Source organism: Mammaliicoccus sp. N-M50, from assembly GCF_022386995.1.
GTDB lineage: Bacteria > Bacillota > Bacilli > Staphylococcales > Staphylococcaceae > Mammaliicoccus > Mammaliicoccus sciuri_A.
Map to the genome: position 1 here is coordinate 555455 of NZ_JAJNJA010000001.1, position 14053 is coordinate 569507.

Here is a 14053-nt window from a genome sequence, read left to right on the forward strand (position 1 = left end):
AAGCACATCACCTTTATCAATGAAGGTGACGTGCTTTTTTACTCTACTCTATAATTCCCTTTTATCATTGCGTTAATAGAATTTCTACCAATTATAAATCTAGAAAGTGGTATAAATGACAGAACAACTGCTAAGCCTACACTTAAAGATAAAGCAAAGATATACGTTGCAATATTATACATAAAGAATTGATCTATAAAATGAAATGTATATTTTGCCATGTAATAGACCATAATTTTATGTGTTAAGTAAATAAAGAATGATATTTCACCAATAAAATATAAAAAGCTTATATTAAAGTTAGACAACTTTTTAGAAATAACTAAGATAACTATAAACGCTAATGCTGAATATATTAAAATATCATAACGGTTAGATTGAACAACTGTTACATCATTTTGATGAATTGAATAAATAACTAAAAGAGTCACCGCACTTAAACTTCCTACTAACCACGTAAACTTCTTCTCCATAAACGATAGAACTTCATTGTAGTATCTACCTAAGTAAAACCCAAATACAAAATAGAATAACCAATAAAGAATATTCGTTCTATGGAATAACGGGTAAAATTCATTCCACCAATTCGTATACGCATCATTATCGTACATTAAATATGAATGTGCGAGACTGATCGTAAAGCTGATGACCAGCATAACAACTGGATTAGCTTTACTTAATGCTTTATGGAACATTAAATGTAAAATATAAAATTGGAATATGACAATGACAAACCAACCATACCAATTCCCAATTAATAAATTTTCTTTAAACAACTGCCAGAATGTTTCTTCATTTGCATCTACTTTATACTTTGTATACACATAAAATGTTCCAATTGAAAAGTAAGGAATCATAATATATTTAAAGCGTTTGACTAGAAAGTTTTTCGGTAATTTATCTTTATAAACCATTGAAATCAGTGATTCTGACAAAATAATAAAACACGGCGTTGCAAACAAAATTAATATTTGGAATGTTAATACAATCATGCGATTCTGATCTTGTAATTCTACGTCTCTCAAATAATTTGATAATATATGCACTGCTACTATAATTAAGCAAAATATTGCCCTTGCATATGTAATTTCATGTTTTCTATCCATAAGTACTCCAACTCTTAATTTTTTGTCACTTATGAAGATTACATGATTTTAAATTAATTGTAAAATAATTATATAGTATTTTTATAACTAAACTTTTGTTGGATAAATCTTACATTTAATTTATTGCTTTTCAACAATAATCTTTACCATCCCTTGTGGATTGAAACATTTAATCCTATTATCTTGAAGTACTTTTTCTAATATTTCATCTATATAAATTGGATTTTTGTATTTCACAGTATAATGTTGCCACTCAACATCTTCTAACAACCATTCACATACAAGTTGGCCGGGTACAATTTCTTGATGGATTGGATTTAAATCATGAATAATAGTTAAATATTTGTTAACAAGACTAATATCAAATTTCATACTATACCTCACTTTCCAACGAATGTTTGCTTGAGTCGAGTGTATATGTTATCTCCACTTGTAATCGTCAAACTAAATTCGTAAATCGTAAACGACTTTACTTTTTTTATTTTCTCATTTTTTAATTCTGCTTTATAAATTGTATCAACATCTATTGCTTTATACTGTTCAACTGATGTTTCTTTTAAGTAAATCTCTTTTTCTAAAAAACGCTCAAACATTGAAAATTCCGGCCATATACTTGCTAAATACAATACTGGCACAGCGCAGTTATTCTTTTTTATAGGAAGTATTTTTTTATATGCTTCAACATCTTCTTTGTTGAAAATGACGTCAATTATTTCGATTCCATCTTCTAAATAATGTTGCATGTCCCATGCCGCCTCCTATTCCCATTGTTGCTATCGATGTCTCAATTTCTTTCATATGATATAAACGCGTAACGAGGCTAGCACCACTAGCTCCATATGGATGTCCAATAGCTAATGCGCCACCATACAAATTAAATTTATCGTCTGGAATATTTAACATATCTTTTGAAGCAAGAACTTGAGAACTAAATGCTTCATTAAATTCAACACCGTCAATATCTTTCATTGTTAAATGTGATTTCTTTAATAAACTTTCAACAGCAGGTACTGGACCTATACCTAGTAATCTAGGATCTACACCTTTTACAGAACTATCGATAAATTCCAGTCCTTCGCGATAACCTAAAGCAGCCGCCTTTTCTTTACTCATAATTAAAAGTAATACCCCACCGTCATTTTTCATGCAACTATTACCTACTGTTACAGTCCCATCTTTAATAAGTGGTTTTAAACGTGATAACGTTCTTAAAGTTAATTTAGGTTTAACACCTTCATCATGTTGGATCCATTCATTCCCTACTTTAATCGGATAAATTTCATTTGATAAATAACCTTTTTCCATAGCTTTTATTGTCTTTTGATGACTATTGTATGCAAATTCGTCCTGGCTTTCTCTAGAGATTTGATATACTTGCGCAACATTTTCAGCCGCTTCAATCATTGAAGGGTCTTCTCCATCAGGCGCAAATGAAGCACGCTCAAAAAATTCTGGTGCGTCATAAACTGATTGTGGTCTTTTGATTTTCCAAGGTGCTCGACTTGTACTTTCAACACCACCAGCAATATAAACTTCACCAGCACCTGCTTGGATCATTCTACAAGCATAAGTGACCGCTTCTAATCCAGCACCACATTGTCTATCTATTGTGACACCAGGAATATCAACCGGCAAACCTGCTTCTAGCAAAGACTTTCTTGCGATATTACCTCCATTACCTACTACGTTTCCTAAAACAACCTCACTTAAATGTTCAAGTGCCTCAGCATGATCAGATAACAAATATTCATATAAAGGTTTCAAGAGTAATTCGGGTTCTAACTGTTTAAAAATGCCGCCATATTTACCGAATGGCGTTCGTTTTGCAGCTACAATAACTGGTCCCATGCTTTTCCTCCTATCTCATAAATAGATTTCATCTTATATCTCGCTATCTTTCCACTAGAAGTATATTTCATCTGTTTAACTCGTATCATTCGAGATGGTATTTCATAACGACTTAACCCACACGCTAACAAATACTCTTTCATGCTTATATATTGCAAATGATCTTTACCTTTATATAATAAAATTGCTATTTCTCCAAATTTATTATGTTGCTTACTTATAATAATTGCCTCATCAACAATATCTAGATTTAATAATTTTTGCTCAATAATCTCTGGATATACGTTTTTACCACCAATAATTAAACGGTCACTTTCTCGTCCATATAAGCGTAGTTCTTGGTCTGCAGAAATTGATGCCCAATCGCCTATTTTAATCCACTCATCGTGGACTTCTTCATTCAAATAACCACTAAATGTCATGTCACTTTTGACATATAACCTGCCTATATTATTTTCATCTTTGTCTTTAATTTGAACTTGTACAGAAGGAAATAGTTTACCTACAGATTCTGAATCTGCTTGTCCATTAATATTGTAACTAATAAAGCTCGCTTCAGAGCTTCCAAAGAATTCAATTAAATCAATATCAGGATACTTATATTTAAATTTTTCAAATATTTGTGTAGATAATTTTGCACCTGATGAAAAAATGCTCGAAACATTCATTAAATGAACGTTATGATTCAATAAACTATATAGCATTGTAGGCACAATAAACATCGTTTGATTTTTACTAAATATATTGATTAATTTATCTAGTATTTGCGTATTAAATTTCTTTTGGCCAATAAATGTTCTACCTGTACATAATGCATAAATCATAGCGTATAGTGTTAAAGAATGTGCATGTGGTCCAGGTGCTATAATAATGTCTGTATGACCATTGAGTAAGTCTTCATTATATTTAAATGATTGAATCCAAGATTGATGATTCCTCATATATGCTTTAGGAATACCTGTCGTCCCAGAAGTAAATCCAATATGTAAGATATCTTGAGGTAATACCGTATTATTTTCTATTTGTCGATATATTACCTTATTGCTGTCATCTACTAATAACGGAATATGATATAACCTTATTAATTCATACTTTTTCTCTTCAGCTATATAAGGATCTAGGACGCACGGTATAAGTTCACACTTTAAAGCTGCAATATACCATTTTATAAACTGAAGTGGATTTTTCATTGAAATACCAATCATGATATGTTTTGGATATTGTTTTAACGTTGTGGCAATTTTTTTAGATTCTATCAATAAATCGTTATAAGATAAATGCATCTCATCAATATACATGGCAATTTTATCTGCTTTTGTATTTAATTGTTGATTTATAAGTTCCAGTACTTGCATGATCATACCACCTACTTTTATTGTTACCTTTATCATATCATTAAGTTAACAATTGAATAGATAAAATTCTTCATAAAAAAACACCTTAATGTTAAATTTCAACATTAAGATGTTTCTAAATTATCTATTCTTCATATAATCATATTTATTCTTTTTAGGTGTACATGATTTTTGGAATTGAACTTCTTTTAAAAACAGTGGAATTTTAAGTGCTCTATTCACACGTTTTAAATCAGTTATAATTCTATATAACCACTCTAAATTAAGTTTAATAAACATTTTTGGTGCACGTTTAACATTTCCGCTTATGACATCAAATGAGCCGCCTACCCCCATCATTACTGTATGCTCAAAGTGATGACGGTTATAATAAATCCAATCTTCTTGTTTAGGAAAACCCATTGCCGCAAAAATAAAGTCTGGATTAAATTTCTTGATTTTCTTAGTTACTTTATAATCTAATACATGTTTATAGCCATGTTTATGATCAAACGTAATATTTGGATATTGTTCTTCTAAAATTTTGCGAGTTGCTTTAACGCCTTCTTTAGAAGAACCTAATAAGAATACTCTCTTACTACTTGCGTTAGCAATATTCAACATTTCTTCCATTAACTCTATTCCCGGAACACGTTCTTTTAATGGCGTATTTAAATATTTAGCTGCTTTAACAATACCAATACCATCTGGTACAATGTAATCTGCATGTTTAATACGTCGTTGATAGTGATTATTGCTATAAGCATAATGTGCAATTTCAGGATTAGCTGTTACAATAAATAAATTGTCTTTCGTTTCCTGATTTACAAAATACTTAATGCGTTCTACCATTTCATTTGCCGTCAGGTTTGCAAATGGCAAACCTAGAACATTAACGGTTGGAGGCTTAATCACGTCATACGAATTCTCTCTGTTTAACTCTATTTGTTCACTTATACTATTTAAATCTTTTTCTAGTACTTTTGCCATTTGTATCACCTCTCATTCTTCACTATAATTTACACCATTTCCATAAATTTTACAACAAATTTACATTCTATATTTGATAAGTAGTACACATAATTCATTTAAATTGTTGAATTTTACTTGTATAATCATATATGATGTATAATATGCAAAAATAGATATTTCAAAACACAATACGAATAGAAGGGTAAATATATAATATGAAAAGATTTGCAAAAATAGGTTTACTTTTGATGTCAATAGTACTCATGATTCTACCCGTAGTATTTGGACTCATGCTTTATCTTGAAACTAAAGGTGCGATTAATGATTCATTTCTTGATTCTAAAAAAAGCAAATCATCTTTAAGAGATAAGCCAGTAGATCCTAGTTTAGATCATGTGTCGGTATTATTTTTAGGTATAGATGATAGTACATCAAGACGTGAAGGTGGTCAAAAAGCTAACCAATCTCGTACGGATGCTATGATTTATACAACATTTAATAGAGATAAAAAGCAAATACGTATGGTTAGTATTCCACGTGATACATTAAGTTATATACCAGCCGTAAAATATTATGATAAAATCACGCACGCTCATGCAATAGATGGGCCAGAAGGTTCAATGGAAAGTGTTGAAAGTACTTTGAACGTTCCAGTAGATTACTATGCAAGAATTAATATGGAAGCTTTTGTTGAAGTTGTAGATGAGCTTGGTGGTATTGAATATGATGTGCCATTTGATTTAAACGAGCCTAACACAGAAGATAAAGGACGTATTAAAGTTAAAAAAGGTAAACGTAATTTATCTGGTGACGAAGCACTTGCAGTTGTTCGTTCAAGAAAACAAGATTCAGATTTAGAGCGTGGTAAACGTCAAATGGAAATGATTAAAGCCATTATCAAAAAAGCTCAAGAAACAAATTCAATTAATAAATTAGATGACTTAGTTAAAATCGTTGGTAAAAATGCGAAACACAATTTCACATTTGAAGATATTCAAAACTTAGCAACGACTTATTCATCAAGTAAAGTAAAAATCAAAACAGAACAAATTACAGGAACTGATGCTAATTTCAATGGTGTTTACTTCTTCAATCCTGACTTAGATAATTTATTAGAACTTTCTAATAAACTTAGAAAAGACTTAAACTTACCTAAAACTAAGAAAACAGAATTGATGAATTATCTTATGATTCAAGCGTATGGTGATTTAACACCTTATATCGAAGTATCTAAGAAAAGTCTAAAGAGCGGAAACACATCAGGTGACAACGATTCAGCTGAAACAGTTGAACCAGCTATAGAACCTGATACTGAAGAAACAACAGAGCAGCAGACTGAACAACCGTCTGAGCAACCATCCGAACAACCTGTAGAACAACCTGTACAACAACCTGTACAACAAACACCTACAGAAGAAGTACCATCACAAGAAGTACCACAACAACCAACACCAGATCAAAGTGGTCAAGCACCAGATCTAAGCGCTCAACAACCTGGTCCAGAAGTTTACTAGGAAAGGAGGCAAATTATGATTCAACGTAAAACATATGAAAAATATGAACAAATCAATACAATGTTTGATGCACTTGAAAATCAAATCATTCATTCTGGAGATTTGTCTCACTTCAGACAAAATTTGTACTATGTTAATCACGAACATCATGAGAATTATGAAGCGTTATTACTATACTATAATCAAGCAAACAACGATCCAATTGTAGATGGCGCTTGTTACATCATTGCCATCCCAGAAATATTTAACGTTATCAATATCTTTGATAACCCCCTACCTTTTTCATGGGTATATACAGAAACAGGCTTAACAGAAGAAATGAAATCATTAAGCGTTCATTTACAATATCTAGTAGCAGCAGCACTAGAAACAAGCCAAATTCAAATATTCACACCAAGCGGTTATACAATGGGTATGACAAATTGGAACATTCACCAATTAAGATTATTTTGGCAATATACCGCAATCGTTAGAAGACAAGCAGTACAAACGATATAAATTAAAAGCTGAACCGTATAAAGTGGTTCAGCTTTTTTGTGTGAACAGAAATAAGATGGACTTATTGTGAAAATATAGTGTGAATGTTGCTAGATTGGATTGTCTTGCAATATACGAGTGATCTATGTTGCTTGTTTGGGATGTCTTGCAATATTCAGACTCTCTATGTTGCTAGTTGTCCTCGTCTTGCAATATTCAGACTCTCTATGTTGCTAGTCAGCCTCCTCTTGCAATATTCAGACTCTCTATGTTGCTAGTCAGCCTCCTCTTGCAATATTCAGACTCTCTATGTTGCTAGTCAGCCTCCTCTTGCAATATTCAGACCCTCTATGTTGCTAATCATGCTCCACTTGCAATATTAGAGATTCATTTTATCTTGTTTAGTCAGTCTTGATAAATACAACGTCCCTATTTATCTTGTTTAGTCAGTCTTGATAAATACAACGTCCCTATTTATCTTGTTTAGTCAATCTTGATAAATACAACGTCTCTATTTATCTTGTTTAGTCAGTCTTGATAAATACAACGGCTCTATTTATCTTGTTTAGTCAATCTTGATAAATACAAGTTCTTTTTACCAAATATTTATTGAGTTTTTTATTTACTACATCAATTAGAATAATCATAATGTATAATAAATTGAATCAACACAATGGAGGTATCACAATGATTAAAATAGCAGAAAGCGAAAAAGATATACAAGATGGATTAAATATTAGAAAAACTGTCTTCGTTGAGGAACAAGGTGTTTCTTTAGATGCAGAGATAGATGAATTTGAAAATGTTTCTAAGCATGTTGTTCTATATCACGATGATAAACCAGCTGCGGTAGGTCGTTTTAGAAATTATAAAGATGGATATGCGAAAGTAGAAAGAGTTGCTGTTTTAAAACCTTATAGAAAATTTGGTTACGGCAAAGATGTAATGAATTTTATTAACGAAAAAGCTAGTGAAGATGGATACAAGGGTACTGTACTTAATGGACAATCTCACGCTAAAGGTTTCTATGAAAAATTAGGTTATAAAACTGAAGGCGAAGAATTCTTAGAAGAAAACATTCCTCACTATTTTATGAAACTAACATTTTAGATAAATTATTAATATCTCAAATATTAAAGTTACATTACATTTCATAAAAAGTTCATCTTTTAATATTAAAAAGCCTTATACTGTTTATAAATAAATACCTATACAAAAGGAGATTGTTTATGGATAAAAAATTCTATTACAAAACCCCCGCACTTGTAGCAATGACATTAGCAGGTACTACGCTTGTAACACATCAAGTTAATGCAGAAGAACAAACAACAAACAAAGAAAATAAAAACATCATTGAACAACACGATAATGCTAGTCAAATTCAAGATGAACAAAAAGAATTAAAAAGCCAATCTTTAAACGTTTCAGGTACGAAAGAATATAAAGATCCTTCTATCATTGATGAACCAAAACAAGAAGTGGAAAATACAGCTGTTGAATCAGTACAACCTACTTCTAATGAAGAAGAGCAAAATTCTGATGTAGCTTCTACTGAAGATAATGCTGAAGTTTCAAACAACGAAGACGTTTCTGATGACTCAGTTCAACCTACTTCTAACGAAGAAGAGCAAAACACTAATGTAACGTCTACTGAAGATAATGCTGAAGTTTCAAACAACGAAGAAGTTTCTGAAGATTCAACTCAACCTACTTCTAACGAAGAAGAGCAAAACTCTGAAGTAGCTTCTTCTGAAGATAATACTGAAGTTACAAACATTGAAGAGGTTTCTGAAGATACAGCACAAACTGCTTCTAACGAAGAAGACCAAAACACTAATGTAACGTCTACTGAAGATAACTCTGAAGCTACTAATAATGAAGAAGTTTCTGATGACTCAGTTCAACCTACTTCTAACGAAGAAAAACAAGACTCTGAAGTAGCTTCTACTGAAGATAACTCTGAAGTTTCAAACAACGAAGAGGTTTCTGAAAATTCAACTCAACCTACTTCTAACGAAGAAGAGCAAAATTCTGATGTAGCTACTACTGAAGATAATGCTGAAGTTTCAAACAACGAAGAAGTTTCTGATGACTCAGTTCAGCCTACTTCTAACGAGGAAGAGCAAAACACAGATGTAACGTCTACTGAAGGTAATACTGAAGTTGCGAACAACGAAGAAGTTTCTGAAGATTCAACTCAGCCTACTTCTACTAATGATGCTCAAAATACTGAAGCGGCTACTAGTACTCAAAACGACAAAGTTCAATTAGAAACTGCTAGTGTTCAACCACGAGTTAGCACTTTTGCATTTAGATCTGTAAGTAGTGCGCCTGTTGTTAAAAAAGCAGTAGCTACTACTAGTTCTTATAGTCCTACAGTAAGTTCATCAATAAATAGTCAAATTAGAAATAATAATTATGCTGTTCCGACATATGTTGAAGATTTTTCAAGTCATATTCCTAAAATTCCATATCGTAATGGTGTTGGTAAACCTGAAGGAATTATTGCACATGAAACTGCAAATCCTAATTCAACAATTCAAGGTGAAATTGCATATATGAAAAACAACTACGAAAGTGCTTTTGTACATGCCTTTGTAGATGATAATAATATTATTGAAGTTGCGCCAACTGATTACTTAGCTTGGGGTGCTGGTGGTGTCGCAAATGAACGATTTATACATGTTGAATTAGTTCGTGTTTATGGCGGAGATCGTTTTGCTCGCTCTATTAACAATTATGCAGATTATATCGCAACAAACTTATCATATTATGGCTTACCATTTGATAGTGCTGAAAATGATGGTACTGGTACTTTATGGTCTCATGATGCCGTTTCAAGATATTTAGGCGGCACAGATCATAGTGATCCATATGGTTGGTTTGCTGAAAATAATTATACTTTTAATGAACTTGTAGATTTAGTACGAGAAAAATATTTATATAAAACAGGTAGCGCAACTCAACCTACTACGCCTGTGGTTTCTAAACCTAAAACGACTACTCCTGTAGTCTCTAAACCAAAACCTACTACACCTGTAGTTTCTAAGCCTAAACCTACTACGCCTGTAGTTTCTAAGCCAAAACCTACTACACCTGTAGTCTCTAAACCTAAGACTTCTACACCTGTAGTTTCTAAGCCTAAAACGACTACTCCTGTAGCGAGTCCTGCTAAAACAGTAGTTGTTAACTATAAAGGTAAAGTTAATACAAATGCATCAGGTGTCTATAGTTCAGTATATAATACTAAAACGAAATCAGCTGCTAACAAAGTTGGTAAAACATTTAATATCGGTAAACAATCTAACTATAACAACCAAGTATATTATTTATTACAAGATAATAACGGTACACCTTTAGGTTGGGTGAAATCTAGTGATATTCAACTGCAAAATAATACTAAAGCAACTCCTAAACCTGTTGCTTCTAACACTGTAAAACCTAAAGCAACTCCTAAACCTGTTGCTTCTAACACTGTAAAACCTAAAGCAACTTCTAAACCTGTTGCTTCTAACACTGTAAAACCTAAAGCAACTTCTAAACCTGTTGCTTCTAACACTGTGAAACCTAAAGCAACTTCTAAACCTGTTGCTTCTAACACTGCAAAACCTAAAGCAACTCCGAAACCTGTTGCTTCTAAGACAACAAAGGCAAACGCAGTTGCTAAAACAGTTCGTGTTAACTATTTAGGTAAAGTTAATAAAAATATTTCTGGTGTATATACTTCTGTATATGATCAAAAAACTGTACCTGCAATCAACAAAGCAGGAAAAACATTCAAGATTGGTAAACAATCAACTTATAACAATCAAACATATTATCTACTTCAAGATAATAATGCTATTCCATTAGGATGGGTAAACGCTAAAGACATTCAATTGCAAAAAGTAACAACACAACCAAAAGTTGTTAATAAACCAACTGTTGCTCAACCTAAAAAGACTAATGCTATAAAATCAAGTGCTGTTAACAATCAACCTATTGTCTTAAAAGAGAATTATCAAAACTACTTAATTTTTGATAACAGTGGATATTTCTATAGTGAACCTTCAGTATCTAAAAAGACATTACTCGGTTCATTACAAAACTATCAATATTCATACTTTAAAGTGATTACATCTCAAAAAGTTGGTAATGAATTATGGTATAAAGGTTTATTAAATGGTAAAACTGTATGGATTAACGCTAAGTATTTACAACTCGCTACAGAATCAACAAATATTTCAACTAGCCCATACACGTTAGATCAAGCTGTTGATATTCAAATGGCATTAAGAAATGGTTCTGAACCTAAAAAAGTATTAGCAAGTGGTATTAGAAATGCTACTAGAGCTGAAGTTAAAGATGCAATGGATACAAGTAAGTATGTAAACGATCCAGTTCAAAAATATCAATTTTTAGACTTAAACAAATCTCAAAATATTTCAGTAACTAAACTAAATGACTTGTTACGTGGAAAAGGAATTCTTGAAAATCAAGGTAGTGCCTTTAGCCAAGCTGCAAAAGCAGTAGGTATTAATGAAATTTATTTAATTTCACATGCATTATTAGAAACTGGTAACGGTACAAGTGATTTAGCTAACGGCGGAGCAATTGACCAAAATGGTAATGTTGATTTAAATGCACAAACAAAATATTATAATATGTTTGGTGTTGGCGCTATTGATAAAAATGCATTATACGGCGGTATTAAATATGCTCAACAAGCAGGATGGAACACACCTGAAAAAGCAATCCTAGGTGGTGCTCAATTTATAGCTAATAATTACATTAAATCAGGACAAAACACACTTTATAAAATGAGATTTAATCCACAAAATCCAGGGGTTCATCAATATGCAACAGGCATAGACTTCGCTAAGTCTAATGCAAAACGAATTAGCGACTTCTATCAACAGATTCAAACAGACGGTCAATATTACGATGTCGACCAATATAAAGCATAATATTAAAGTAAAAACCAATGCCTTTAATAAGGCATTGGTTTGATTTTATAGTGTTAACGAAATAAAATTATTTGTACTTTTGAAAAATTTAATTTATAATCTACATTTCAAGTAATTTGTAGATTATCGTTTTAGGGGAGCACTTTTCATGGCAAACGAAAAAGAAAGAGACCATTATTTTGATAACGCACGATTTTTCTTAATTGTGTTAGTTGTATTCGGTCATTTAACAAGATCTTATGTTAATGAAAGTCATATTTTCAAAGCACTATATATGTTTATTTATAGTTTCCATATGCCAGCATTCGTACTGATATCAGGATTCTTTGCTAAAGGTGTAGGAAAACCAGGTTACATAAAAAAAATTACAATCAAACTCTTACTACCTTATTTAATATTCCAATTATTTTATGGTTTATATTACTACTATATTGATAGAGACGATACATTAAATATTAGTCCCTTCGATCCACAATGGGCAATGTGGTTCTTAGTAAGTTTATTCTCATGGCATATTATTTTGCATTTTGTGAGAAACTTCAATCCATATATCACATTTACAGTAGCAATATTATTAGGTTTAGTTGTTGGTTATTTTGACTTTATTAATGCAAAACTTAGTCTATCAAGAACATTTGTATTCTTCCCAATTTTCCTATTAGGCTATTATATTAATAAAGAACAGTCATTAATTTTAAGAAATAAAAAACATATTTGGTTATCTTCTATTAGTTTAATTGTTATTTTTATCGCTTATTTACTAACTGATTATAACTTTGAATGGTTATTTGGTAGCAAACCTTACTCTGCACTTGAAGGCGATGTAGACGTTTATAGTGCATTAAAAAGATTATTCATATATGTCGTCATTTTCGTTTCAACATTTAGTTTCTTAAACTTAATACCAGAACGTAAATTACCATTAACTTATATTGGTTCAAGAACAATGTTTATTTATTTACTACACGGCCTTTTCGTAGGTCTATTCCGTTCGAAAGAATGGGATCAAATGTTATTAGACCAACCTTATGTTTGGATTGCAATCATTCTTATAACAATTGCTATTGTTTACTTCTTTAGTAGCGATCTTGTAAGACATTACGCAAATCCCGTTGTTAACATTAAAAAGCCACCAAAAAAGAAAAAATAAATATAGAAAAGCCAATCCATTGAGTACTTAACTTTAGGATTGGCTTTTTTGTTTATCTAATTAATGTTGCATAAGATATCGTGCCTATAAATTTATCTTCACTATTCAATAAATATGCTGGTATTTGAACATGTTTATGTGTAATGGGCGCTAACTCATGATTGTTATTATAAAGATTCTCTAATACTTCATAGCTCGCACTTAATAAGTATGTTAAATAATCTACCCACTCTTGCGTATACGGTGTATCTGACTGAATAAATAATATTGGATTCTCTTTTTTAGACGTTGGTTGCATAAAATCAGAAACAAATTTTCTTTCGTCTAACGATAGTTCTTCTTTCACTTTAAATTTAATATGGAATTGCGCATTCTTAATAAGTCGATTATCTTGCCCGAAATAATATCGATGAAAATGTGGTAATTGAGCTTCTGCTCTACAAATATGTATTGAATCTTCTTCAAATGAAACCATCCATTGTTCATCATTATTTTGTATCAATACAAACGTTGGATGTGGTAACCAATCAAAAATATTTAAAGATAGTAGTAACTTTAATCGTTGATTCATATTAGCTAAATTCACCATATAAACATCCCCTATTATTGTAATGTTTCCCTTATTGTAATACGTTTTCTAAATTTTTGCTATATTCATTTATTTGTATGCTTTTTAAAGTTATAATTAAACTATCGTTTTGAAGAG

Annotated in this window: 12 protein-coding genes; 5 read left to right on the forward strand and 7 right to left on the reverse strand. The window is 31.4% G+C overall.

Annotation, left to right across the window (positions count from 1 at the left end; translation table 11 throughout):
• Nucleotides 1-38 precede the first annotated feature (38 nt).
• The 6 genes from LQ622_RS02745 to LQ622_RS02770 all read right to left on the reverse strand — a co-directional run bounded on the left by LQ622_RS02745 (nucleotide 39) and on the right by LQ622_RS02770 (nucleotide 5278).
• The gene (locus LQ622_RS02745; protein WP_239774685.1) at nucleotides 39-1106 is read right to left on the reverse strand and encodes an acyltransferase family protein; all 1068 of its coding nucleotides are present in this window, start codon (nucleotides 1104-1106) and stop codon (nucleotides 39-41) included.
• Between the two features lie 120 nt (nucleotides 1107-1226).
• Nucleotides 1227-1478 (reverse strand): hypothetical protein, encoded by a 252-nt coding sequence (locus tag LQ622_RS02750; protein WP_239774686.1) that lies wholly within the window; start codon nucleotides 1476-1478, stop codon nucleotides 1227-1229.
• An 8-nt stretch (nucleotides 1479-1486) separates the two neighbouring features.
• Nucleotides 1487-1849 (reverse strand): hypothetical protein, encoded by a 363-nt coding sequence (locus tag LQ622_RS02755; protein WP_051575415.1) that lies wholly within the window; start codon nucleotides 1847-1849, stop codon nucleotides 1487-1489.
• Nucleotides 1812-2954, reverse strand: coding sequence for a thiolase family protein (locus LQ622_RS02760; protein WP_239774687.1), 1143 nt, complete (start codon nucleotides 2952-2954; stop codon nucleotides 1812-1814). The genes LQ622_RS02755 and LQ622_RS02760 overlap by 38 nt, the downstream gene beginning before the upstream one ends.
• Complete coding sequence (locus LQ622_RS02765; protein WP_239774688.1) at nucleotides 2936-4309, reverse strand: AMP-binding protein; 1374 nt, start codon at nucleotides 4307-4309, stop codon at nucleotides 2936-2938. The genes LQ622_RS02760 and LQ622_RS02765 overlap by 19 nt, the downstream gene beginning before the upstream one ends.
• A gap of 120 nt (nucleotides 4310-4429) precedes the next feature.
• Nucleotides 4430-5278 carry a WecB/TagA/CpsF family glycosyltransferase gene (locus LQ622_RS02770; protein ID WP_025905458.1) on the reverse strand — a complete coding sequence of 283 codons (849 nt, stop codon included), beginning with the start codon at nucleotides 5276-5278 and terminating at the stop codon, nucleotides 4430-4432.
• Nucleotides 5279-5475: 197 nt separating this feature from the next.
• On the opposite strand from LQ622_RS02770, the gene LQ622_RS02775 reads away from it, so the two are divergent.
• From LQ622_RS02775 to LQ622_RS02795, 5 genes are all read left to right on the forward strand, one after another.
• Nucleotides 5476-6774 carry an LCP family protein gene (locus LQ622_RS02775; protein WP_239774689.1) on the forward strand — a complete coding sequence of 433 codons (1299 nt, stop codon included), beginning with the start codon at nucleotides 5476-5478 and terminating at the stop codon, nucleotides 6772-6774.
• A gap of 18 nt (nucleotides 6775-6792) precedes the next feature.
• A complete protein-coding gene (locus tag LQ622_RS02780) occupies nucleotides 6793-7272 on the forward strand; it encodes a DUF2538 family protein (RefSeq protein ID WP_204167961.1) in 480 nt (159 codons plus the stop codon).
• Nucleotides 7273-7938: 666 nt separating this feature from the next.
• Entirely contained in the window at nucleotides 7939-8361 is a 423-nt protein-coding gene (locus LQ622_RS02785) for a GNAT family N-acetyltransferase (RefSeq protein WP_239739643.1), read from the forward strand.
• Nucleotides 8362-8480: 119 nt separating this feature from the next.
• Entirely contained in the window at nucleotides 8481-12197 is a 3717-nt protein-coding gene (locus LQ622_RS15025) for an N-acetylmuramoyl-L-alanine amidase (RefSeq protein WP_275590360.1), read from the forward strand.
• 148 nt (nucleotides 12198-12345) lie between these two features.
• The gene (locus LQ622_RS02795) at nucleotides 12346-13347 is read left to right on the forward strand and encodes an acyltransferase family protein (RefSeq protein WP_126477792.1); all 1002 of its coding nucleotides are present in this window, start codon (nucleotides 12346-12348) and stop codon (nucleotides 13345-13347) included.
• A gap of 52 nt (nucleotides 13348-13399) precedes the next feature.
• Here LQ622_RS02795 and LQ622_RS02800 read toward each other — a convergent pair whose 3' ends face one another.
• Nucleotides 13400-13936 carry a hypothetical protein gene (locus LQ622_RS02800; protein WP_025905464.1) on the reverse strand — a complete coding sequence of 179 codons (537 nt, stop codon included), beginning with the start codon at nucleotides 13934-13936 and terminating at the stop codon, nucleotides 13400-13402.
• Nucleotides 13937-14053 lie beyond the last annotated feature (117 nt).

What these genes read in the sequence shown, in the direction of transcription:
- LQ622_RS02785 (WP_239739643.1), top strand. Translation starts at nt 7,939, where the DNA reads ATGATTAAAATAGCAGAAAGCGAAAAAGATATACAAGATGGATTAAAT.
- LQ622_RS02775 (WP_239774689.1), top strand. Translation starts at nt 5,476, where the DNA reads ATGAAAAGATTTGCAAAAATAGGTTTACTTTTGATGTCAATAGTACTC.
- LQ622_RS02765 (WP_239774688.1), bottom strand. Translation starts at nt 4,309, where the DNA reads ATGCAAGTACTGGAACTTATAAATCAACAATTAAATACAAAAGCAGAT.
- LQ622_RS02755 (WP_051575415.1), bottom strand. Translation starts at nt 1,849, where the DNA reads ATGCAACATTATTTAGAAGATGGAATCGAAATAATTGACGTCATTTTC.
- LQ622_RS15025 (WP_275590360.1), top strand. Translation starts at nt 8,481, where the DNA reads ATGGATAAAAAATTCTATTACAAAACCCCCGCACTTGTAGCAATGACA.
- LQ622_RS02760 (WP_239774687.1), bottom strand. Translation starts at nt 2,954, where the DNA reads ATGGGACCAGTTATTGTAGCTGCAAAACGAACGCCATTCGGTAAATAT.
- LQ622_RS02745 (WP_239774685.1), bottom strand. Translation starts at nt 1,106, where the DNA reads ATGGATAGAAAACATGAAATTACATATGCAAGGGCAATATTTTGCTTA.
- LQ622_RS02770 (WP_025905458.1), bottom strand. Translation starts at nt 5,278, where the DNA reads ATGGCAAAAGTACTAGAAAAAGATTTAAATAGTATAAGTGAACAAATA.
- LQ622_RS02800 (WP_025905464.1), bottom strand. Translation starts at nt 13,936, where the DNA reads ATGGTGAATTTAGCTAATATGAATCAACGATTAAAGTTACTACTATCT.
- LQ622_RS02795 (WP_126477792.1), top strand. Translation starts at nt 12,346, where the DNA reads ATGGCAAACGAAAAAGAAAGAGACCATTATTTTGATAACGCACGATTT.
- LQ622_RS02750 (WP_239774686.1), bottom strand. Translation starts at nt 1,478, where the DNA reads ATGAAATTTGATATTAGTCTTGTTAACAAATATTTAACTATTATTCAT.